At 34.5% G+C, this 21,151-nt stretch carries 22 protein-coding genes; 13 read left to right on the top strand and 9 right to left on the bottom strand.

Going from position 1 to position 21,151, the window contains the following annotated elements:
* Positions 1 to 40: 40 nt before the first annotated feature.
* On the top strand, positions 41 to 1,102 hold the full coding sequence (locus tag LOK78_RS10870; protein WP_053971613.1) for a glycosyltransferase family 9 protein: 1,062 nt from the start codon (positions 41 to 43) through the stop codon (positions 1,100 to 1,102).
* Positions 1,099 to 1,686, top strand: coding sequence for a class I SAM-dependent methyltransferase (locus LOK78_RS10865; RefSeq protein WP_232394989.1), 588 nt, complete (start codon positions 1,099 to 1,101; stop codon positions 1,684 to 1,686). Before LOK78_RS10870 ends, LOK78_RS10865 begins: the two co-directional genes overlap by 4 nt.
* On the opposite strand, the gene LOK78_RS10860 is transcribed toward LOK78_RS10865, so the two are convergent.
* Both LOK78_RS10860 and LOK78_RS10855 read right to left on the bottom strand, forming a co-directional pair.
* Positions 1,677 to 2,495, bottom strand: a complete 819-nt coding sequence (locus tag LOK78_RS10860) for a glycosyltransferase family 2 protein (protein WP_166960150.1) — start codon at positions 2,493 to 2,495, stop codon at positions 1,677 to 1,679. The genes LOK78_RS10865 and LOK78_RS10860 overlap by 10 nt on opposite strands.
* An 8-nt stretch (positions 2,496 to 2,503) precedes the next feature.
* On the bottom strand, positions 2,504 to 3,322 hold the full coding sequence (locus LOK78_RS10855; RefSeq protein WP_232634918.1) for a glycosyltransferase family 2 protein: 819 nt from the start codon (positions 3,320 to 3,322) through the stop codon (positions 2,504 to 2,506).
* 80 nt (positions 3,323 to 3,402) lie between these two features.
* On the opposite strand from LOK78_RS10855, the gene LOK78_RS10850 reads away from it, so the two are divergent.
* Entirely contained in the window at positions 3,403 to 4,140 is a 738-nt protein-coding gene (locus LOK78_RS10850) for a glycosyltransferase family 2 protein (RefSeq protein WP_232634917.1), read from the top strand.
* Here the strand turns inward: LOK78_RS10850 and LOK78_RS10845 are convergent, their stop codons facing one another.
* A complete protein-coding gene (locus LOK78_RS10845; RefSeq protein ID WP_232634916.1) occupies positions 4,141 to 4,860 on the bottom strand; it encodes a polysaccharide deacetylase family protein in 720 nt (239 codons plus the stop codon).
* An 81-nt stretch (positions 4,861 to 4,941) separates the two neighbouring features.
* On the opposite strand from LOK78_RS10845, the gene LOK78_RS10840 reads away from it, so the two are divergent.
* The gene (locus tag LOK78_RS10840; protein ID WP_232634915.1) at positions 4,942 to 5,688 is read left to right on the top strand and encodes a glycosyltransferase family 2 protein; all 747 of its coding nucleotides are present in this window, start codon (positions 4,942 to 4,944) and stop codon (positions 5,686 to 5,688) included.
* A gap of 3 nt (positions 5,689 to 5,691) precedes the next feature.
* Here LOK78_RS10840 and LOK78_RS10835 read toward each other — a convergent pair whose 3' ends face one another.
* On the bottom strand, positions 5,692 to 6,477 hold the full coding sequence (locus LOK78_RS10835) for a glycosyltransferase family 2 protein (RefSeq protein ID WP_232634914.1): 786 nt from the start codon (positions 6,475 to 6,477) through the stop codon (positions 5,692 to 5,694).
* The gene (locus LOK78_RS10830) at positions 6,477 to 7,382 is read right to left on the bottom strand and encodes a hypothetical protein (RefSeq protein ID WP_166960136.1); all 906 of its coding nucleotides are present in this window, start codon (positions 7,380 to 7,382) and stop codon (positions 6,477 to 6,479) included. The genes LOK78_RS10835 and LOK78_RS10830 overlap by 1 nt, the downstream gene beginning before the upstream one ends.
* Before the next feature lie 93 nt (positions 7,383 to 7,475).
* Here LOK78_RS10830 and LOK78_RS10825 point away from each other — a divergent pair, with 93 nt between their 5' ends.
* Entirely contained in the window at positions 7,476 to 8,432 is a 957-nt protein-coding gene (locus tag LOK78_RS10825) for a WaaS/CpsH family glycosyltransferase (RefSeq protein ID WP_232634913.1), read from the top strand.
* Here LOK78_RS10825 and LOK78_RS10820 read toward each other — a convergent pair.
* The 3 genes from LOK78_RS10820 to LOK78_RS10810 are packed head-to-tail and all read right to left on the bottom strand — an operon-like array spanning position 8,429 to position 11,382.
* Positions 8,429 to 9,340, bottom strand: coding sequence for a hypothetical protein (locus tag LOK78_RS10820; RefSeq protein WP_232634912.1), 912 nt, complete (start codon positions 9,338 to 9,340; stop codon positions 8,429 to 8,431). The genes LOK78_RS10825 and LOK78_RS10820 overlap by 4 nt on opposite strands.
* Positions 9,341 to 9,351: 11 nt before the next feature.
* On the bottom strand, positions 9,352 to 10,497 hold the full coding sequence (locus LOK78_RS10815; RefSeq protein ID WP_232634911.1) for a glycosyltransferase: 1,146 nt from the start codon (positions 10,495 to 10,497) through the stop codon (positions 9,352 to 9,354).
* A complete protein-coding gene (locus LOK78_RS10810) occupies positions 10,498 to 11,382 on the bottom strand; it encodes a polysaccharide pyruvyl transferase family protein (protein ID WP_232394998.1) in 885 nt (294 codons plus the stop codon).
* Between the two features lie 10 nt (positions 11,383 to 11,392).
* On the opposite strand from LOK78_RS10810, the gene LOK78_RS10805 reads away from it, so the two are divergent.
* From LOK78_RS10805 to LOK78_RS10785, 5 genes are read left to right on the top strand one after another with little or no spacing between them, the layout of a single operon-like run.
* Complete coding sequence (locus tag LOK78_RS10805) at positions 11,393 to 11,989, top strand: L-threonylcarbamoyladenylate synthase (protein WP_232405873.1); 597 nt, start codon at positions 11,393 to 11,395, stop codon at positions 11,987 to 11,989.
* Between the two features lie 43 nt (positions 11,990 to 12,032).
* The gene (locus LOK78_RS10800) at positions 12,033 to 13,466 is read left to right on the top strand and encodes a CCA tRNA nucleotidyltransferase (RefSeq protein ID WP_232634910.1); all 1,434 of its coding nucleotides are present in this window, start codon (positions 12,033 to 12,035) and stop codon (positions 13,464 to 13,466) included.
* Positions 13,459 to 13,917, top strand: a complete 459-nt coding sequence (locus LOK78_RS10795) for a GNAT family N-acetyltransferase (protein WP_232634909.1) — start codon at positions 13,459 to 13,461, stop codon at positions 13,915 to 13,917. The genes LOK78_RS10800 and LOK78_RS10795 overlap by 8 nt, the downstream gene beginning before the upstream one ends.
* Entirely contained in the window at positions 13,914 to 14,930 is a 1,017-nt protein-coding gene (locus tag LOK78_RS10790) for a COX15/CtaA family protein (RefSeq protein ID WP_232634908.1), read from the top strand. The genes LOK78_RS10795 and LOK78_RS10790 overlap by 4 nt, the downstream gene beginning before the upstream one ends.
* Positions 14,931 to 14,966: 36 nt before the next feature.
* Positions 14,967 to 15,482, top strand: a complete 516-nt coding sequence (locus LOK78_RS10785) for an IS1096 element passenger TnpR family protein (protein WP_053971596.1) — start codon at positions 14,967 to 14,969, stop codon at positions 15,480 to 15,482.
* On the opposite strand, the gene LOK78_RS10780 is transcribed toward LOK78_RS10785, so the two are convergent.
* Entirely contained in the window at positions 15,479 to 16,540 is a 1,062-nt protein-coding gene (locus tag LOK78_RS10780; protein ID WP_166960110.1) for a hypothetical protein, read from the bottom strand. The genes LOK78_RS10785 and LOK78_RS10780 overlap by 4 nt on opposite strands.
* A 94-nt stretch (positions 16,541 to 16,634) precedes the next feature.
* Between LOK78_RS10780 and LOK78_RS10775 the strand changes: the two genes are divergently transcribed.
* From LOK78_RS10775 to LOK78_RS10765, 3 genes are all read left to right on the top strand, one after another.
* Positions 16,635 to 17,528 carry an ABC transporter ATP-binding protein gene (locus tag LOK78_RS10775; protein WP_053971594.1) on the top strand — a complete coding sequence of 298 codons (894 nt, stop codon included), beginning with the start codon at positions 16,635 to 16,637 and terminating at the stop codon, positions 17,526 to 17,528.
* A 29-nt stretch (positions 17,529 to 17,557) separates the two neighbouring features.
* On the top strand, positions 17,558 to 18,385 hold the full coding sequence (locus LOK78_RS10770; protein ID WP_232634907.1) for an ABC transporter permease: 828 nt from the start codon (positions 17,558 to 17,560) through the stop codon (positions 18,383 to 18,385).
* Between the two features lie 27 nt (positions 18,386 to 18,412).
* On the top strand, positions 18,413 to 21,151 hold a 2,739-nt coding region (locus tag LOK78_RS10765), incomplete at its 3' end, for an FIDD domain-containing protein (RefSeq protein ID WP_232634906.1).

The raw sequence follows: 21,151 nt of genomic DNA, 5'->3' as shown, positions 1-21,151 counted from the left end.
AGGAGAAAAAGCAATAATTTGCATGTATGTTTACACATCAATGAAGAAAATACTGGTCATACAAAACAAGCGAATTGGAGATGTTTTAATCGCATCTGTTATCGCTCAAAACATCAAAAAGGTTTTTCCAAAATCTCAGGTTGATTATCTGGTATATGATTATACAGCAGATGTCATAAGACATAATCCGGCCATTGACAACATCATTGAAATCAATGAAAAAGAACTTAAAAAAGCCGACAATCTTATACAGTTAGCCTTAAAAATAAGGAAGGATAAGTATGATATTATTTTTGATCCTTATGCCAAATTGCAAAGCCGAGTTATTTGCCTATTATCTAAAACCCCTACCAGAATTGGTTTTAAAAAACGAGAAAAAAAACCACCTTTAAACTTTTACACTCATAACATTCCCTTACTAAAAAAGAAATCTAAAAGTTGTGGAAAAGCGATTGAAGATCGTGTGAATATGGTTAAATCGGTCTTTGACCTTATGGAAGACCAAATTGACTACGAACCCAAAATTGTTTTAACAGAAAAGGAAAAAAATTACAATAAAGTAGATTTATACAAACCTTGCATTATGCTTGGAGTTTTGGGTAGTACCCCCCAAAAAACCATGCCTTATGATTTTATTGTAGAAATTATTAACTTTATAACTAACACCTACAACCTGAATATCATATTTAATTATGCCCCACACCAAAAGGATGAAGCCTTAATAATTTATAACCAGTGTGAAAATAAAGACAAGATTATTATAGACATTTATGAAGACAGCGTAAGGGGATTAATTAAGCTGTTAAACCAATGCCAATTACTAGTAGGAAACGAAGGAGGTGTGGTTCATATTGCCAAGGCATTGAATAGACCAACTTTCACCATTTTTTCTCCTTATGTCAATAAAGATCATTGGGCCACTTTTGAGGATGGCAAAATACATCAATCGATTCATCTTTTAGAAGAGAAACCCAACCTGTATGATTCTTTTACTGTTGAAGAAAGACGAAAAATAGAAAAAGATCCCCACGAGCTTTATAAAAAATTAACCCCCGATATGATTATCCCCAAATTGAAATCATTTTTAGAGATGAATTTATGAACACAATAGATAGATTTCATTCTTGGAGAAGAAAACTCCGCTGGGATAAGCAGTATAAATCAGGCCGTTGGGATTTACTCAAGGATGAGTCTGAAAGTGTGAGATACCTCACCATTTCAGAGCACATTAGAACCTATGGTATTTCAAACCCTGATATTTTGGCTCTAGGTTGTGGAGAGGCTATTTTATTGGATTATTTACTTCCTGAAGATTACAATCTTTTTTATGGCGTAGATTTTTCAGCGATTTCGATTGAAAAAGCTATTAAAAAGCAACATTTTAAAGCTCAATTTGAAACCAACGATGTTCAATTGTTTGAACCAAAACAAAAGTTTGACATCATCATTTTCAATGAAATTTTTTATTACATCATGGATTCCAAGAAAAAACCAGTTCTAGAATTGATGAAATCTTATCTGAATCCCAACGGTATTATAATAGTTTCCATGTTTAGAGAGCGCCCTGAATGTTGGGACTTTTTTCAACGAAAAGACCTTCACACGGTTGATTTTAAAACTGTAGAAAGTGAAGTTTCAGATAAATATTGGAAAATCGGCGTGTTTTCTAAAAGGCTTCAGGACTGATTGATACCATAATCTGTCCAGGTCTTTTTCTTTGATTTGGTTTCCTTTCTTATTTGTTTGTTCCGATCGAAATCTACAGTATTTTTATACCCTCTTTCATGATGCAAATGAACACAAATCAAACTGTATCTGGCCTGAATAGGTTTAATACCTAGATTCATTAAGCGTTCACCCAGTTCTCTATCTTCCCCACCATATTTCATGCGCTCATCAAATCCATTTACCGCTAGAATGTCCTTTTTCCAGCCTGATGCATTCATCCCATCCCATGTGGCTTTGGTAGGAGTCCATTGATTAAGTAGATTTTCCTTTAATCCCCTAGATGTCAATTTGTTCAATTTAAAATTTTTCTTTAATCCTTGCTTGATCAACCAAAACTTATCAAAACAATATTGATTACATATATCCTCTTTTGAAATCTTTTCGGAAATCATTTTAGGTAATTTAAAATAGCCCCCAGACAAGAACGCTTTGGGCTTTCTTAAAGTCAAATGTTTTTCTACAAAATCCTTCCTTGGGATGCAATCACCATCAGTAAAGATTAGATAAGGCGACTTGGACGCCCTTATAGCCTTATTTAAAATTCGGTTCTTTTGAAACCCTTCGTCTTCTTGCCAAATATGCTTTATGGCATAGGAGGTTTGCTTTTTGAAGTTTTGAATGATTTGATAAGTATCCATTTTTGAACCATCATCGGCTACAATAATCTCGAAGTTTTGATGTGTCTGTTGCGCATACCCCAATAAAACCTTGTACAACCAATCTGGTTGGTTATAAGTACTGATTATTATTGATGCATCATATTTCATACATCAAACTACTTTTTGATGATTCCAAAGTCGGTCCAGACTTTTTTCTCTTCTTTAGTTTCCTTTCTTATCTGCAGGTTTTTATCTATGGAATCTTGATTTTTATAGCCTCGTTTATGATCCAAATGCACACAAACTGCACTATATCTTATTTGTTTGCTTTTAACACCGTAATTAAATAATCGCTCTCCCAACTCTCTATCTTGGCCTCCATATTGCATTCGTTCATCAAACCCATTAATAGCAATAATATCCTTTTTCCAGCCCGAGGCGTTATGACCATTCCAACTGGCATTAGTAGGTGTTACATAATTTAAAAAAGCAGCTTTAAATCCTGAAGCAGTTAACTTATTATTCTTGAAAGACGATTTTAATCCATGATGCTTTAACCAAGCGACATCAAAACACTTCCCTTCATTAATATCTTCTTCAGTAATAAGTTTTGAAATATTCATGGGCAACATAAAATAACCTCCAGAAATAAAGAACCCTTCCTCTCTATATTTAACGTGTTGTTCAACAAAATCTTGCCTTGGAATGCAATCGCCATCAGACATCAAAATATAATCTGTGGTACATGCAACAATGGCTTTATTCAAAATTTGTGATTTCTGAAAACCGTTGTCTTCATGCCAAATATGCTGAATTTTATAAAATACCTTATTTGACAATTCCTCTATCAAATCAAAGGTTTCTTTACCCGACCCATCATCGGCAATTACTATTTCAAATTGTCTATAAGTCTGGTTATTATATCCAATAAGAACCTTTTCTAACCATTCAGGAGAATTATATGTGCTTATTACTATTGATGTGTCAATTTTCATGAAAATACTGCTGTTAAAAGGCCTTTTATTTGATACCACAAAGATAAAGTTATTTTAATAACTTTGCCTTAAAACAGCCTATGCCTACCTTATCGGTCATCATTCCTACCTTTAATGAGGAACACTATATTGCTGATGCGTTGCATTCGGTCCAATTTGCTGATGAGATATTAGTCGTAGACTCCATGAGTACCGATAAAACAGTGCAAATAGCCAAATCCTTTGGAGCCCGAGTTTTACCTAGAAAATTTGACAACTTTTCCAATCAAAAAAACCATGCTTTATCCTATGCTACTGGGGATTGGATTTTGTTTGTTGATGCTGATGAAAGGATCACCTTTCCTTTAAAAAAGGAAATTTATGATGCGATGGAAAAAGGTACACATACTGCCTACAAACTTAATTTCCCCCATTTTTTTATGAATCGGTTTTTATATCATCACGACAATGATGTAACACGTCTGGTTTTAAGAGAAAAATGTCATTTTGAGGGATTGGTGCATGAAAAATTGATTGTAGATGGCAGTATCGGAAAACTTAAAACTCCAGTACTACATTTCACCTATAAAGGCTTAGGACATTATATCGGTAAAAAAGATAGCTATGCGTGGTTTCAGGCTGAACAATTATTGAAGAAAAATAAAAAGGTTACTTATTTTCATTTGGCTTTTAAACCGTTTTACCGCTTTTTCAGTAGTTATATTTTAAGGGGTGGATTCTTGGATGGCATTCCAGGATTAGCCATTGCGAGCATCAATGCTTATGGTGTTTTTTCCAGATATGCCAAATTGATGTTACTGAAGAAAAACATGAGTTAACTAAAACCAACTTTTTCCTTTTTTAAGCCGTTTAATAAAAGTTTTCAAATCATACTCTCCCTTCACGTCAATACGCTGTATCTCATACAAATTTTTAAACGGATATTGATTGACGCGATTTCCGATTCTTAATCCATATCCTATTTTGTTTTCATGAAGGAGCTTAAAAAAAGTTGTTTGCTCTTCTCCTTTTTTAGGATATTTTCCATATGGATAGGCCAATGTATTATGAACAACTAAGCTATTATTCTGAATAAATTCCTTACAGAGATCAAAATCCTCTTGAATGGCTTCAACGCTCATTTGGTCATATTTCCCATGATTAAAACTATGAAGCCCCAACTCAACTATTTCTTCATTTAAGGATTTTAGTTGGTCAATCGTCATGATTTTTTCTTTGCCCGTATTCCAATCATCCAAGTCCCCAACATAAGCAAAGGGAATATAAAAACAGGCCTTTAGGCCATATTTCTCCAATAAGGGATAAGCATGAATTAATTGATTTTCATAGACATCATCAAATGTAATAATGACAGCTTTTTCAGGAAAATCAGCCTCAGATTTAAAAGCGGACAAATCTTTAAAATGCAAGGAAGTGTACCCATGACTTTTCAAATAAGCAAATTGCTCCTCTAGTTTTGAAACACTAACCGTCAATCCCTCACTTTCATTAGTGCTATCTACGACATTATGATACATCAAAACAGGTAATTTTGCCATGGTTTAGGTTTTAATTCAAATAAATTTAAGCTTATTTCTTACTTTTGACACAAAGATAATAAGCCCATTCCAGAAACCAACATGATAAGCGCGGTTGCCATCACTTACAACGAAAGCCAGAATATTGAGCGATACATTAAAAGCTTATCATTTGCCGACGAAATAATTATTGTAGATTCCCATAGTACAGACAATACGGTTTCACTAGCAGAATCCTTGGGAGCCAAAGTGATTCAAAGAACGTTTGAAAATTTTTCAGATCAAAAAAACTTTGCGCTTTCATTGGCCAAACATGACTGGGTTACCTTTTTTGATTTGGATGAATTAATCAACTCAAGTTTAGCTGATGAAATAATTTCTACGGTTAAAAACGAACCTAAATTCCAAGCGTATGAGGTGAAAAGGAACTTTCACTTTATGGGAAAACGCATTAAACATTCTGGTTTTCAAACCGATAAGGTTGCCCGTCTGTTTAACAAAAATTATTGTCATTACAATTCCAACTTGGTTCATGAAACTTTAATTTGTGAGGGTTCCACAGGCGTTTTAAAACAACCTTTAGAGCATTATGGCTATCAAGGGTTTGACCATTACAACAACAAGTTAACGCAATACAGCGACCTACAAGCTAAAGATTTATATCAAAAGAATGTCAGGCCCAATTTGTACCACTTTCTATTTAAACCGTGGTACAAATTTGTTCAAAATTATGTTTTCAGATTAGGTTTTTTGGATGGTAAAGAAGGGTTTATTCTCTGTTATGTTAATGCTTTTGCCGTTTTTAAAAGATACATTAAACTATGGTTAATGTACAGGCACCTGAATTAAAGATTATAAATATTGGTCTATTCCCAATTTACACCAAGTGATATTGTTTTTAATGGTCTCCTTTTCAATTTTATCATTTCGATCTAATTGATCTCTTGATTTTTCTGGGTGAAATATATGAAATACAATGCCCCTATACCTCAATCGCCTTCCATTGACACCAGAATTAAGTAAGCGAATTGCAAATTCTGAATCTTCTCTACCCCATCCTTGAATGGACTCATTATAACCATTTACCCTTATGGCATCTTCTCTAAAGTAAGATGTATTACATCCTCTATATTTGCTTGAAAATTCAGAGTGCTCTTTATATAATGAGCTTAATAGTGGTAAGTACAGAGCTCTCGTTCTTTTCTTTATTCCCCGAGAAAATGGAGAAAACTTTATCTGTTTATTTTCAAACAAGGTTTCTAAATAATTTTTTTGAATATTTACCCTGCTACCATATAAATACATATTGTTTGAAGCAAAACTCAAATGGTCATTCACAAAATGCCTATGTAGAATACAATCTCCATCCGCTTGAATAATATAGTCACCACTAGCTTTAGCAATTGCCTTGTTTAGAATGACCGCCTTTCTAAACCCTTTATCCTCATGTCGAACATGAATTAAAGGAATCTCAAACTTTTCCGAATAAGTGGTCAATAATGATTTAGTTTCCTCATCCTCCCCATCTTCAGCAACAATAATTTCACTTGGCATCTTCGATTGATTTTGAATACTTTTCAAAACCAACTCCAAAGCTTGAGGCCAATTATAGGAACTTATGATTAATGTGCTTGTCATTAGAAATAGGATTCAAATTCAGGCTTTTTACCCAATTTGAAAATCTTTAAATGTTTAAACCATTGACCAAAATTCTTTTTAGCTAAAAAGAATTTAGAAGGCTTTAAATGAGGTGCATTTTCAACTTCCCTTTTAACATCAATTAAGTCCTTTGATTTGAAATACCCTAAGGATTTCCAAAGGTCTTTGTTACTTAAATAAAACAAATCAGAAAACTGCTCATAGTTTGTATCGTTAGCCTTTTTCCATTTATCAAAGAATTCCTCATTGATTTGATGACTGTGACCCCAATTTTCCAATTTAAAAGCAAGGTCCTTTTCTGTTCTTGCTAAACATTCATGTATTAACAACGCATCTGTGTAAATAATACGTTCCTTAGTCTTTCTCGCTACTTTATAATTGGGGTAATTGGTAGCTATTACCATCTTAGTAGGATTTTCCACATATAGAACCCCCGTTTCCAGATTCTTATAAAGATTTAAATGCCATCCCCCTAGTTGAATGGGATGGGTTTCTGGTCGATCTAAATAATGATTTAATGTTCTTAATTTGGCAACAAATGTTTTAAAATCTGTAAAGACCTCATCTGCATCGATTTGCACCAACCAATTTCCAATGCCCATTTTCATGGATAGCATATGCCTTTCTCTTGTATCGTTTTGAAGTGGAGATAGTTCAGGTACATAAAAATTATCCTTGTAAACTTGAATTTTCCCCTTTTGATCAAATGCTTCAAGCCACTTAAAAAAAGAATCCTCTATAGTAAATGATTTTCCAGACCATGTTCGCATTTCTTGATCCAAAGCCAAGAAAATAGAATCTGCTTCATCATACACCGCTGGAATAGATTTTTTGAGTTTCTCATAATCATAGGACAATAGAAATCCCACTTGGATCTTTTTCATAGAACTTGAATGTTTCAAACAAAAATATAAAAAACATTAGGCTAGGTCATCAATAAATTAATTTCCTTTATTTTTAACTCAAATTCCTGATAAATGCCTCAAAAAATTTGCATCATAAGTTTTGATCATTGGAATTATGATTATCACATCGTCAATTGCCTAAATAACCTTGGGCATGAAGCACATCATATCAAAATTGGAGACTACCAGCACCAAAGCCTTAAAGACAAAATAACGAATGTATTAAGTAAAACTTTCGCCAAAAAAAACCTAAAAAAAATAAGAAGACAGGAGTATATTATCCAAAGATTAAAGGAACTTGGTCAACAAGACCAGATTTTGGTTATCAACCCCGAGATTATTGAGTTGAAATACCATCTCAAGATCAAAGAATTCACAAAAAACTATATGGCCTACCTCTATGATAGTATGTCCAGATATTCCGTTGACCATTTATTGAACGGGGTTTTTGATAAAATTTATTCCTTTGACCTAGAGGATATAGCGAAATACGGTTTCCTTCCAACTTCAAACTATAATTACATTGACAACACTATTGAAACTAAAGAGGTTTACGATATAGGTTTTGTCGGTTCCTATGACGACCGCTTTGATGAATTAATTTCTCTATTGAAACAATTAAAACCATACAATATTAAGCATAGATGCATTGTGGTTGGAAAAGAAAGAAAACTTTCAAAACTCATTGAATCTTACGGTGATCTTATTGATTTCCAATTTCAACCACTTTCACAAAGTGAGATGCTAGCATTTTATGAACAATGCCATTGCATTATTGATTTGATCAGAAAAAATCAAACAGGCTTAAGCTTTCGGTTTTTTGAAGCTATGGGTTTAAGAAAGAAAATCATTACTAACAACCAATCTGTTAAGGCCTATAACTTTTATAAACCAGAAAACATTTTTGTTTTGGAAGATTCAAAAGTACCCTCAAAAGCATTTATATCGACTAATTATGAAAGTTTACCAGAAGAAATATATCAAGAATACACCTTAAAATCATGGGTGACAAATATCTTTAGTCTTTAATATCGGTCAAACATGTCTTTCACATAATTTTCAAATTGATCTTGAAAATAGAAATCCCTACCATTGGTTGTCGTCGGAAACATAACGGGAAAATCTGGAAAGGCCTCCAATAATCTTGGCACCTTTAAGCCTTCTGCAATGGCATAAGCCATAGTTTGATTACTGATGTAAAACCTTGAAGCTTTAATTATTTGAGCCATTTCCAAGAAATCCTTAACATCATAAAACTCCAAATTTGGGATACTCTTATGAAGCTCCTCATACTCCTCCTTAGTCCCCAAAAAAAGTAAATCATTATAATTCTTTAAAAATCCATAATCCACAAAACTATTCCTTGCCCTAAAAGTTCTTACGATAACAACCTTATCCTTTACTTGTTCATGTGGCGTTACTTCCAAATAGGGTTCTGCCATATCCGCATGAATACCCGTTACATGAAAATACCATCTAAAAGAATGAAATTGATTTGAGATAGGTAACGCCCTAAACAAATCTAAATCAACATCAATGGATTCCCCTTGGTAAGGTTTTACCGACTTTAAATAAGTTTGAGCCTGCAATAGGGGCTCCAACATATTATATGACCTTTTAGAAATTAAAGTATTACCAGAAGGGTGTTTGTAATAGGTCTCATTATACTGTTCATCTAACTTGACATACAAATGGCACTCTTTTGTTTTGGAAAGTTCCTTGATGACAGGTAGGGCATATAGTAAATCTCCCATATGACCGGAATGCACAAAATTCAAGGATGTTTTTGTTGCGATCTGATTATTAATTCTGCTTAACTCATTCATTAAGCTTGGAGAAAATTTATCCCTTACTTTATCCTGTCTGATCTCTTGTTTAATTTCCAAATACTTGTCCCTATCAACAAGCTTATACCATGTCTTTTTAATCTTTTTCATTGATCCCAATCTTATTCAATTTCAAAAATACTATCTAATTTAGAGTAAACCTGCTCTTTGGAGAATTGCTCATCAAAAAAAGAATGAGCTAAACTACTATGCTCCTTATAAAAATCTATATCATTCAGAAGTTTATCTATGAAACCAGAGAACTTTGTTGGAGAGTTTGTCACTAAACAACCGTTCCTTGTTTTATTTATTAAACCATCCACTCCCCTCTCGTTACACACTACTGGCAGTCCATGTGACAAGGCTTCAACGACCTTAATCTTTAATCCGGTTCCACTAAACATAGGACAAATAACAACCCTTGCTTGCGCATAAACCTCTGTCAAATCCTCTACATACCTAATCTTCTTAATTTGGTCACCATCTGGAATGAAATCTCCAACTTTACCTACTACCGTAATTTTCAAATCGTTTGACAACATTGGATAAACATGATCAAAAAACCAACGGGCTCCAATACGATTATGTTCATTATCACTTGCCACATAAAGGATATCAATACTCTTTTCTACGTGAAACTCATGTTTTTGCTGAATATGAGGTACTAAATCTACCTTACTACTCAGAAATTGTTCAAATAAGTACTTTTCCTCAATTGAAATCGCCCAAACCCGATCCATTGCATCCAATAATTGCATCTCAGCGCTAAAAAAACTACCTAATTCAAAAGATTTGTAAGATTTAAATTGTGAGGTTAGCAAATCATGAGTATCCACTATGATTTGGGAATCTTTTAAATGAGGATTATTTAATACTAAAGGAATCCAGCATGAATAGGAAATAATAACAAAATCATAATTGTTTCCTTTCAGAATATCATTAAATGCTTGTTGATGTCCTAATTTTCTTCTATCAAAGGCTTTAGGAATTTTAGACATTTTTTTAGGTAGTGATACTTGAAAAAGGTATTTGAGGCCTCCGCTTTTAGTATCAGGTAACAGCCAACAATTGTTTACAAATCCAAGATTTTTCAGACTTTCCAGTTCTGATAAAGAAATTCCTTCCTTTTGTTCACCTACAAAATCAACTTCAAATTCCCGCTCCCTAAAGTATTTCAATAAAGCAAGCGCCCGAGCATTGTTACCTTGATGAAGCTGAAGTGGGTTCTCAGGATAAAAAAAAAGAATTTTCTTGGGATCCTTATTCATCTATGACAGGTATTTTTTAATGAATTCCTGTTTTTTACTTTCCAATTGGCTTACGATTTCCTTAAATCGATCATCAGATGATAACGTAAAAGGTACCAATTCATGGTTTTGGAATTTCTCCAAAATTTTCTTTTGATTTCGTGCCTGGTACCAGGAAGGGACCAACTTATATTTTAATTTCTCTCTCTTTATTTCAGCATCGATATATTGGCTCTCATAAATTCCTACAGAAAACATCCAATCATTCCATTTCCATTCGGCTACCTTATCACCTTCCATTTTATGAGAGTAGAATTTAAATCGTTTCCAAGGAACTCTTAGTGCATCGGCAATAATCGCACCATGCATTGCTTCAGAAATAACATACTTACTTGCAGCAATCTCCTCAATGAACCCTTCTACATCATCACCTGTTGGTAAAATAAGATTCCAGGAATTAGCCTTACAGATTGCATTCCAATCAACCTTATCCACAGATTGATAATAAGGAACAACACTCACTTCATGCCGCTTAGGCATATTTATATATTTTTCATATTGTTCAAGGAGCGCAATAAAATAAGCTCCGTCTGTAATATAATTATCGGCTTGCCTTTGCAATCTTAAAGAACTAAAAGGCCCTCTTAAGAACATCAAATCCCAAGATTCGTCAAAAACCAAATCTTCATCAATTGATCTCAAACCAGTTCCAAAAACAACCTTCTTCGAAAATTCTGATGCCTTATGAAGATAGTTTGAATCCCTCATTAAAATAGACCCGATGCCTAAAAAGGCAGTATCACTATTTACATCAAGAAATTGATCCCCAAACACCTTTGGCCAAAGCCATTTATTTAAATCGTCTCCAAAATTTCCTTTATTGGACGTATAATAAATTAGATTCATTTAATTTTGCATGAATTTCAAAGATATAAATAAGTTGAATACTGCATTTCAAAAAGAACTAGTAAATTCTCTGGAAACCCTTAAACAAGGTGGTACCCTTCTCTATCCAACAGATACTGTTTGGGGAATTGGCTGCGACGCTACCAATTTTGACGCCATCAATAAAATTTATGAACTTAAGCGCCGTTCTGAAAGTAAATCTATGATTTGTCTTGTAAGCGACTTTAAGATGTTAAATCAGTATGTTGAGGATGTTCCTGAAGTTGCCTATGACATTTTAAAATATGCCGTAAAACCAACAACTATTATTTATGATAGGCCCATAAGAGTAGCTGAAAATTTGGTAGCAGCCGATGACACACTTGCCATTAGAGTTGTGCGCGAAGGTTTTGCTCACCAACTCATAAAAAAGTTAAGAAAACCTCTTGTTTCTACTTCCGCAAATATCAGTGGTGAAAGTACTCCAAAATCCTTCAAAGAAATTAATGAGGAGATTTTAAAAGGTGTAGATTATGTGGTAAATTTGCCGAATGTAAAATCTGGAACCAAGCCATCAGCAATAATCAAATTAAGCAATGATGGTAAAGTTCAAGTGATTAGAAAATAACAACCTTTTACAACCAAAGACGAGGTAAAAGTGTTTCATTCTCATGAATTACAAAGAAGCCATACAACACCCCATTTTTCAAATCATTTCTGAATCTGCTCAAACACTAGGAGTAGATAGCTATGTTATTGGAGGGTTTGTTAGGGATTTTCTATTAGGTAGAGACTCCAAAAAAGACATTGATATTGTAGCCGTTGGAAGCGGCATTGCCTTAGCGAAACAGGTTTCAAAAAATTTACCAAACAAACCAAAGGTCCAGGTCTTTAAAACCTACGGAACAGCCATGCTGCGTTATGAAGATTTGGAAATTGAATTTGTAGGTGCTCGAAAGGAAAGTTATAATGAAGATAGCCGAAATCCGGTAGTTGAAGACGGTACTTTGGAAGATGATCAAAATCGAAGAGACTTCACCATCAATGCCTTGGCTTTAAACCTAGATAAAAATGCTTTTGGAGAATTGCTGGATCCGTTTAATGGAATCCAGGATTTAGAAGACAAAACAATAAAAACTCCTTTAGATCCAGATATCACCTACAGTGACGATCCTTTGCGAATGATGAGAGCTATTAGATTTGCTACCCAATTGGATTTTTGGATTGAAGAAGAATCTTTAAAGGCGATTGAGAAGAACAACGAGCGCATCAAAATAATCACCAAAGAACGCATAGTTACCGAACTTCATAAAATTTTGGAAAGCCCCAAACCATCCAAAGGGTTTTTATTACTGGAGAAAACTGGTCTTTTAGATAAAATATTACCCGAACTAACAGCTTTAAAAGGTATCGACGAAGTTGAAGGCCAACGTCACAAGGATAATTTTTATCATACTTTGGAGGTCGTTGACAATATATCAGAAAATACAGATGACGTTTGGTTACGTTGGGCTGCTCTTTTACATGATATAGGTAAAGCCCCTACCAAAAAATTCCATAAGAAAATTGGATGGACCTTCCACGGTCATGAATTTGAAGGATCAAAAATGGTCTACAGATTATTCAAAAGACTTAAAATGCCATTAAACGAAAAAATGAAATTCGTTCAAAAAATGGTCATGATGAGTTCGCGTCCTATCGTACTAGCCAATGAAGAAGTAACGGACTCGGCCGTAAGAAGACTCGTCTTTGATGCTGGTGACTTTGTGGATGATTTAATGACACTTTGTGAAGCCGATATTACCACAAAAAACCCAAAGAAATTCAGAAAATACCATAACAACTTCAAAGTAGTACGAGACAAAATTATTGAAGTCGAAGAACGGGATCACGTAAGGAACTTTCAACCACCTATTAGCGGCGAAGATATTATGAACACCTTCAATATTAAGCCATCCAAAGAAATTGGCATCATTAAGGAAGCGATTAAGGAAGCCATTCTGGAAGGTGACATCCCTAATGAACATGACGCTGCTTTCCAATTGATGCTAGAAGAAGGAAAAAGACTAGGACTTACCATAAATCAAGAAATAAGCAATGATTGACCTTCTTAGAACCGATTCCTCTCATCCAGACTTCATTGAATTAGTGAAAGCTTTGGATTTGGATTTGGCTTTAAGAGATGGCGAAGAGCATTCATTTTATGCGCAATTTAACGGTATTGACACCCTACACCATTGTTTAATTTTTTATCAGGGAGGTATGGCTATAGGCTGTGGTGCCTTTAAAAAAATGGATTCTACTTCCGTCGAAATTAAAAGAATGTATGTAGTTCCTGATTACAGAGGAAAAGGATTTGCCTCAACCATTTTATTAGGTCTAGAAAATTGGGCCAATGAAATAGGTTTCAAAAAAGCCGTATTGGAGACCGGAAAAAAACAACCTGAAGCCATTCAACTTTACAAGAAAAATGGGTATCAGATTATCGAAAACTATGGTCCCTATCAAGGAATTGAAAATAGTATTTGTTTTGAAAAACAATTAAATAAATCATGAAGAAAGACAACAAAAAAGTGATTTACTGGCTCTTTACGGGCTGTTTTCTCATATTTATAATGGTTATTGTAGGTGGCATTACCAGATTGACACACTCGGGATTATCCATTTCAAATTACAAATTGATTTCAGGAGCTATCCCACCTATCACAGAGCAGGAATGGCATGAAGCTTTTGACCTGTACAAACAATATCCAGAATACCAAAAGCTCAATACCCATTTTTCTTTAGAAGATTTTAAAGACATCTATTTTTGGGAGTGGTTTCATAGATTAATAGGAAGGTTAATAGGTGTTGTCTTCCTAATTCCTTTCATCTATTTTTTAATGACTAAGCAGTTAACCTCAAAAACCATTAAAAAATCAATCATCCTTTTGGGAATGGGAGCGTTCCAAGGGTTCTTAGGTTGGTACATGGTAAAAAGCGGATTGGTTGATCGGCCAGACGTTAGTCATTTTAGGTTGGCAGCTCATTTAACAACCGCTTTTGTGACCTTTGCATATACCTTCTGGGTGGCTTTGGATTTAATTTATCCCAACAGAAAAACTGTAAATCTTTCTTTTAGAAATTTAGTAAGATGGAGCATGGTCATTTTGTTAATTCAAATTATATATGGTGCCTTCGTAGCTGGTTTAGATGCTGGATTTATTCATAACCATTGGCCCATGATGAGCGAGGGTCAATTTATGCATGAAACGGTTTTGATGGAACAATCTCCAGTATGGCTTAATTTCTTTGAAGGAAAAAGTGGCGTTCAATTTGTACACAGAACACTAGCTTATATCGTAGTTCTTATGATTTTGATCATATGGAACCAATCTAAAAAATTGACCTTAACAGATTTACAAAAAAAATCTATCAACTATTTAATTATCCTGGTAGGACTGCAATTTTTACTTGGCGTTTTCACCATTTTGCTTCAAGTTCCTGTTTGGCTTGGTGTAGCACACCAAGTTGGTGCATTTTTCTTGTTAACGGGTATGACTTTTACACTGCATCGTTTCAGCAAATAAAAGGAAACTACTAACTTTGCATTAATAAAGAAAGCTATGATTTACAGATTTAGAGTCATTTTGGATAACGATACAGAAGACGATATTTTTAGAGATATCGAGATTCGTGAAAATGATACGTTAGAAGATTTCCATAATACTATTACCCAATCTTTTGGGTTTGATGGTAGTGAAATGGCCTCGTTTTATGTGAGTAATGATGAGTGGGAACAAGGTGAAGAAATTTCATTGTTCGACATTAGCGACGAAGCCAATGCCCGGTTAATGAATGAAACGACCCTTAACGATGTGGTTCATGAGGCTCAAACTAGGCTTATCTATATTTACGATTTTTTCAGTATGTGGACATTTTTAGTTGAATTGGCTGAAATTGTTGAGGAGGCTGAAGGGACCGATTATCCGAATTTAATGTTTGTCCATGGACAAATTCCAGACGAAGCACCAGAAAGGAGTTTTGAAGCCGATGATTTAGACGAGTTCAATGATGAGTTTGATGACGATTACGACATTGATGATTATGAAAGTCTAGATTTTGACGAAAACTGGAATTAAAAAAAGTTTTGCATATTCATGCCTTGGTAATTTCGCTTGACGAAATCCAAGGCATTTTTCATTATCTGCCCCATTCCCTTACTTCTCCTAAATTCGACATCCATCGTATAATTATATATTTCCTCTTTTAAGATAGCTATGTGCTCAGGGGTTGACAAAGTATCATTTTGCATGCAATCCAAAAGTTCTTCTATTCTTTCATGATAACTGATCATTCTTTTGGCAACGATGGAGCGCTCTTCTATTTTATACTGTTCAATGGACTCCTTTTGAATTTTCTCCTTGACCAACTCCACCATTTTAAAGTTTTCCTTGAAAAATTGCGGTCGGTATATTTTTAACTTGCCCTCATAACATTGTTGATCAAAATCAATGGCTCTAATTTTATAGACCACATGGTCAAAATCATGAATGGGAACTATGACATAATTATAAGAACGCATATCACCTAGCAACCTTATCATACAGCGTTCATTGAACTTTACAAATTCCTTCGCTATTTGAGATTTCTCAGCGTGACTACATTCAGGCAACATATGCTTGATAAATTCATCCCCTGGTATTCCAGCTATGTGCTCCTCTATCAAAGTATCTTTGTAAACCAAAAAATTCAAATTATAGGGTGATAACATATGCTCCAACTCCAAACCATATACCCTAGACGCATCGGCCTTTTTCACATAGAAATAAGTATAGTTGTCATTGAGAATGTTTCTAACTTTAACCCTAAAAGGTTTAGAATTACCAAAAGTGCAGTAGTCTATAGAGTCTACATTCAGATATTTAAAGATCGTTTCGTTTCCATCTGAAATTAAGATAGAATAGACCCTTTTCAAGCTTAAATCTATCTCTTCCCTGTCAAATTCATTATAATAAACTCGAATCCACATAGTGTCCTCATCATTTTTATCATAAACCACTATGGATCCTTGAAACCTTAACAGGTCATCATAGAATATGGGCAGGCGTATATTTCTGTTATATTCCTGCAGATAATCATGTAATTTACTACTTACTGGGTAAGTCGGTTTCTTTTTTGATATCTTTAAATCATCCATAGCTTAAATTTAAACTAAATTTAGGTTTTTCAAATAAATTGTAACATTCTGAAGACAAGTTCGTCATATTTTTAACTAAACAATCAAAAACAATTTGGAACCAATACTCACCATCAATCATCTTACCAAGAAATTTGGCTACCTCACTGCTGTTAAGGATTTATCATTTACTATAAATAAAGGAAATGTTTATGGTATTTTAGGTCCTAACGGAAGTGGTAAATCAACTACTTTAGGCATTGTTTTAAATGTTGTTAACAAAACCACTGGCGAATTTCAATGGTTTAATGGCAATTTGTCAACACATGAAGCTTTGAAAAAAGTAGGCGCCATTATTGAAAGACCTAACTTTTATCCTTATATGACAGCTTACGAAAATTTAAAGCTGGTTTGTAAAATAAAAGAAGTGGATTACAGCAAAATTCAAGAAAAATTGGAGCTTGTAGATTTATGGGATAGAAAGGACCATAAATTCAGAACTTATTCTCTGGGGATGAAACAAAGGCTAGCTATCGCCTCTGCTCTTTTAAATGATCCTGAAATTTTGATTTTGGACGAACCCACCAATGGTTTAGATCCACAAGGAATTCATAAGATTAGATCCCTAATTAAAAAGATTGCGTCAGACGGCACGACTATTTTGCTTGCATCCCACCTATTAGATGAAGTTGAAAAAGTATGTTCTCATGTGGTTGTTTTAAGAAAAGGCGAAAAACTTTATTCAGGCCCTGTAGACGAAATGATCAGTAGTCATGGCTATTTGGAACTTCGATCAAACGATACAGATAAATTGATTCAGTTCTTAGAAGAGAAAAAAATGTTTGGAAAGATCAAAATTGAAGAAGGGCTGATAGTGGCCTTCCTAGACCAACCAATGGAGGCCCAAGACATTAATAAATTGATGTTTGAAAATGGCATTACACTTTCCCATTTGGTTAAACGAAAAGAAAGCCTAGAAGAACAATTCCTTCAACTAACCGACAATTAATTCCAACCCAACTAAAACCATCAGATCATATGTTACGTCTAATTAATTTAGAATTACAAAAATTGCTTCTTAACAGAACGAGTAAAATTTTGATATTTATATCATTCATTTTACCATTTACTGTTTTGATACTATCCTCCATCAAAATTAATTTCTTTGGCTTTTTCACGTTGGAATTGGGAGAGTTGGGAATTTTCAATTTCCCAATAATTTGGCACATAACAACTTTCTTTGCTTCTTATTTTAAACTGTTCTTTGCCATCGTTGTGGTAAGCATGATAAGTAATGAATATAGCAATAAAACCTTGAAACAAAACCTTATTGACGGTTTGAGCAAGAAAGAATTCATACTATCAAAATTTTATACCATTGTATTCTTTTCTCTAGTCGCGACCTTGTTAATTGGACTAGCAACATTCTTTATTGGCCTCTATTATTCAAGTTATACTGAAGCCTCAATCATCTTTAGAGAAATGGACTTTTTATTGGCCTATTTTATGAAACTGACTGGGTTCTTCAGCCTATGTCTTCTTTTAGGCATGCTTTTAAGAAAATCTGCGTTTGCACTAGGGTTCCTATTTATCCTTTATATTCTAGAATGGTTGATCTATTGGGGAGTTTATGAAATCACCGAAAGCACCAATGCAGCTTGGCAAGTATGGAATAGATTGCCTTTAGGCTCTATGTATAAATTGATAGACCAACCTTTTCAAAGAATCATCATGACCAAGTATCCTGACAAGATAGACCTTACCTATGATTATGCAGTCCATTGGCATGAAATATTGACCGTAATGGCTTGGACGGGTATATTTGTATTTTTATCTTTTAGATTATTAAAAAAGCGAGATTTATAATATATTTGGTAGCTATTGCTATCAAAAATGAGATCGATTACCCTCTGTATATTCATACTCCTTTTTTTCAGTAAAATCCATGCCCAACAAGAAGCTTCTAATTGGTATTTTGGTCAAAATGCTGGAATAACATTTAATGATGATGGAACTGTTACATCTGTAAATGATGGGCAACTGACCACTTTGGAGGGTTGTGCTTCGATTTCAGATAATGATGGGAATCTTTTATTGTATACCGATGGAACACTTGTTTACAATAATCTACATACCCTCATGCCAAATGGTTTTGGTCTTTTAGGGGATTCTTCTAGTAGTCAGTCGGCCATTATTGTCCCCAAACCTGATGACCCTAACATTTATTATATATTTACTGTAGGTAGTAATCAATCCTTGACTGGGTTGAAATATTCAATTGTAGATTTGACATTGGATGGCGGGAACGGTGATGTCGTTCAAAAGAATATCAATCTGCTTAACCAATGTTCAGAAAAAATTTCTGCAGTTTTACAAAGCTGTGAAACAGGTAAGGTTTGGGTTGTTACCTTATCCAATCCAACGGGTAATTCAGCAAGCTCAATGAATACATTTCATGTATTTGGTGTAGATGAAAATGGGGTTTCTTCGACGGCTATTACTTCAAGTTTTGGAAATTTGAACGTTAATGATTTGAGAGGATATTTAAAGTTCTCACCCGATGGCACTAAAATGGCTGCTGCCAATGGACAAGATGGACTCTATATTTTTGATTTTGATAAGGCAACTGGGGTGGTATCAAATTCTCTTAAACTACTAATTAACGGGAACAACAATACGCCTTATGGGATTGAATTTTCTCCTAGCAGCGAACTTCTTTATGCTTCTTCTTCAAATGATCTATTTGGCGAAGGTGATCAGAATCCCAACAACCATCACTCTAAACTTGTCCAATTTGATTTAACAGCTACAAACATTAACGATTCTCAAGTACTTCTTGACCAACAAAATTTATATAGAAGTGCCTTACAGCTAGGTCCTAATGGAAAAATATATAGAACCATGAGTGCCACTTATGAATTAGGTCTTCCGTTTTTAAGTGTTATAAATGACCCCAATATTGCGGGCATAAATTGCGATTACGAAAACAATGCTATAAATCTCGGCAGCAATTTGGCAACCCAAGGTCTACCACCTTTTATAACATCCTTTTTCACTGAAAAGGTCGACATTATAGGAAATCAAGAAGTAACATCCACCTACCTTCCATTATGTGAAGGCTCCTCTTTTACGCTTACGGCTCCACAACTAGATAATGCTATCTATACATGGAGGTTTAACGGCGACATCATTCCAGAAACTAGTTATAATCTTGTTATTAATCAGGCAGGATTCTATAATGTTATAATTGAATTTATTGATGGAGATTGTGATTATTTGGAAGGAGAGGCCTTAATTGAATACTTCCCTAATCCTATTTCCCATGAAGTAGAAGATATTTTAGAGTGCGACGATAACAATGATGGTATTATACAATTTGACTTTTCCACTTTGGGAGATCAAGCTCTTAACGGACAAGATCCAGAGGTATACAGCGTTCACTTTTATCCATCTTCAGAAGACGCACAAAATAAAGAAAATGAAATAGACTCCCCTTTTATCAATTCAACCAATCCGCAAGAAATATTTGTTAGGGTTGATTTAACCGGAAGCCCTAATTGCTATGATCTGTCCTCATTTTCTATCACTGTTTTTGACACCCCCATCATCCCCGAGCTACAAAATATCGTTTTCTGTGATGAAGGATTGAACGATGGAAACCAAACTAATGGCCAGGCTGAAATAGATTTATCCTCTCTTATTGATTTAATATATAATGGACAAGATCCCGATTTGTTTTCCATAACATTCTATGAATCTGAAAACGATGCCATTAATAATGAAAATAGCCTTCCATTAAACTATTATAATAGCACACCTTTTTTACAGGATATTTATGTAAAAATGAAAAATGTTAACAATGAGGATTGCTTTGATATTGACTTTTTTACAGTGCAAATAAATCCAACACCCGAAGCCTTTGATGCTACTCTATTGCAGTGTGACCAAGACTTTAGCCCTGACGGAATTACCCTGTTCAATTTGAATGAAGCTAACAGCCTAGTTTCAAACACACCTGACCAAGTTTCCATTGCCTATTTTGAATCTTTTGAGGAAGCTCAAGACAATCTGCAACCTTTAGATTACAACTATTTGAATACAACTAACCCTCAAATTATTTTTGCCAGGGTATTTGACCCCTCGACAGGATGTTACAGCATTTCACAGGTAAGCCTTGAAGTTAGCACCACCCAAATTTCAGACTATGAAGTCCCCGGTGTTTGTGATGAGCCCAACTCTGAAGACGGTATCAATACGTTTGATTTAAACGAGGTGGCATTACAAATACAGAATAACAACAACATCAGTTTCCCTATTTCTTTCTACAGCTCATATGATGATGCCCTTCTAGAAGAAAATGCCTTGGAAGCCTCATACACCAATTCAATTCCCTATTTTCAGATTATTTATGCACGCGCAGAAAACAATAATGCATGCTATGGGATTGCCGAAGTGACCTTACGGGTGCACGAACTTCCTAACCTGCAAAGCGACGGTGAGGTTTACTATTGCCTAAATGATTCACCGGAGTCCATTACACTGAATGCCGGCATTTTTGATGGAAGCACCAATAATACCTTTGAATGGTCTACTGGGGAAACAACCCCAGATATCGAGGTAAACACCGTGGGA

Source organism: Mangrovimonas futianensis, from assembly GCF_021245805.1.
GTDB lineage: Bacteria > Bacteroidota > Bacteroidia > Flavobacteriales > Flavobacteriaceae > Mangrovimonas > Mangrovimonas futianensis.
Note: the sequence above shows the minus strand (reverse complement) of the source record. Positions and strands in the feature narration are given on the sequence as shown.

Excerpts from the sequence above, each read along its gene's own strand:
- LOK78_RS10800 (WP_232634910.1), top strand. The coding sequence starts at position 12,033 with ATGAATTACAAAGAAGCCATACAACACCCCATTTTTCAAATCATTTCT.
- LOK78_RS10865 (WP_232394989.1), top strand. The coding sequence starts at position 1,099 with ATGAACACAATAGATAGATTTCATTCTTGGAGAAGAAAACTCCGCTGG.
- LOK78_RS10815 (WP_232634911.1), bottom strand. The coding sequence starts at position 10,497 with ATGAATAAGGATCCCAAGAAAATTCTTTTTTTTTATCCTGAGAACCCA.
- LOK78_RS10810 (WP_232394998.1), bottom strand. The coding sequence starts at position 11,382 with ATGAATCTAATTTATTATACGTCCAATAAAGGAAATTTTGGAGACGAT.
- LOK78_RS10830 (WP_166960136.1), bottom strand. The coding sequence starts at position 7,382 with ATGAAAAAGATCCAAGTGGGATTTCTATTGTCCTATGATTATGAGAAA.
- LOK78_RS10770 (WP_232634907.1), top strand. The coding sequence starts at position 17,558 with ATGTTACGTCTAATTAATTTAGAATTACAAAAATTGCTTCTTAACAGA.
- LOK78_RS10795 (WP_232634909.1), top strand. The coding sequence starts at position 13,459 with ATGATTGACCTTCTTAGAACCGATTCCTCTCATCCAGACTTCATTGAA.
- LOK78_RS10845 (WP_232634916.1), bottom strand. The coding sequence starts at position 4,860 with ATGGCAAAATTACCTGTTTTGATGTATCATAATGTCGTAGATAGCACT.
- LOK78_RS10785 (WP_053971596.1), top strand. The coding sequence starts at position 14,967 with ATGATTTACAGATTTAGAGTCATTTTGGATAACGATACAGAAGACGAT.
- LOK78_RS10835 (WP_232634914.1), bottom strand. The coding sequence starts at position 6,477 with ATGACAAGCACATTAATCATAAGTTCCTATAATTGGCCTCAAGCTTTG.
- LOK78_RS10820 (WP_232634912.1), bottom strand. The coding sequence starts at position 9,340 with ATGAAAAAGATTAAAAAGACATGGTATAAGCTTGTTGATAGGGACAAG.
- LOK78_RS10855 (WP_232634918.1), bottom strand. The coding sequence starts at position 3,322 with ATGAAAATTGACACATCAATAGTAATAAGCACATATAATTCTCCTGAA.
- LOK78_RS10870 (WP_053971613.1), top strand. The coding sequence starts at position 41 with ATGAAGAAAATACTGGTCATACAAAACAAGCGAATTGGAGATGTTTTA.
- LOK78_RS10790 (WP_232634908.1), top strand. The coding sequence starts at position 13,914 with ATGAAGAAAGACAACAAAAAAGTGATTTACTGGCTCTTTACGGGCTGT.
- LOK78_RS10825 (WP_232634913.1), top strand. The coding sequence starts at position 7,476 with ATGCCTCAAAAAATTTGCATCATAAGTTTTGATCATTGGAATTATGAT.
- LOK78_RS10840 (WP_232634915.1), top strand. The coding sequence starts at position 4,942 with ATGATAAGCGCGGTTGCCATCACTTACAACGAAAGCCAGAATATTGAG.
- LOK78_RS10850 (WP_232634917.1), top strand. The coding sequence starts at position 3,403 with ATGCCTACCTTATCGGTCATCATTCCTACCTTTAATGAGGAACACTAT.
- LOK78_RS10780 (WP_166960110.1), bottom strand. The coding sequence starts at position 16,540 with ATGGATGATTTAAAGATATCAAAAAAGAAACCGACTTACCCAGTAAGT.
- LOK78_RS10805 (WP_232405873.1), top strand. The coding sequence starts at position 11,393 with ATGAATTTCAAAGATATAAATAAGTTGAATACTGCATTTCAAAAAGAA.
- LOK78_RS10860 (WP_166960150.1), bottom strand. The coding sequence starts at position 2,495 with ATGAAATATGATGCATCAATAATAATCAGTACTTATAACCAACCAGAT.